General features: G+C 45.2%; 1 pseudogene. It reads left to right on the top strand.

The features are described from left to right. Positions 1-140 precede the first annotated feature (140 nt). A pseudogene (locus AC3Y23_RS29050) lies at positions 141-531 on the top strand (metallophosphoesterase); the annotation flags it as partial.

Here is a 531-nt window from a genome sequence, read left to right as displayed (position 1 = left end):
AAGAAGGTCGCGTGAACCTGCTGTACCTACCGGACTTTGAAGTATTTACAAAGTATATTCAGAAGGTTGGAACTATCACTGCGAACACTTCCGCAGTAGAAGGCCGACTTGTTGATCTGAAAGGTGCACCACTGCCGGAGACAACTCAAGACTTCCCACTAACCATTCTGCATACTAACGATACACATGCAGGACTAGATACTGTCAGCTCGCCAAACAACATTCTGCGCCGTGTAACGGCAATCAAGAACGCTAAGGCGACGACAGAAAACCCTATTCTTCTTGATGCGGGTGATGTGTTCTCCGGAACACTGTACTTCAACAAGTACCTGGGTCAAGCAGATTTGGCCTTTATGAATCTGGTCAAATATGACGCTATGACCTTCGGGAACCATGAATTTGATAAAGACTCTAATGTACTATCCAAATTCATCGGTAACGCTAAGTTCCCGTTCGTCTCCTCCAATGTGAACTTCTCAGAGGATGAGATTCTCAGCAAAATGTTTATCAATGAAATCGGTCGGTCAGGCA

Source organism: Paenibacillus sp. MAHUQ-45 (assembly GCF_058133325.1).
This window is presented reverse-complemented; position numbering and strand designations above follow the sequence as displayed.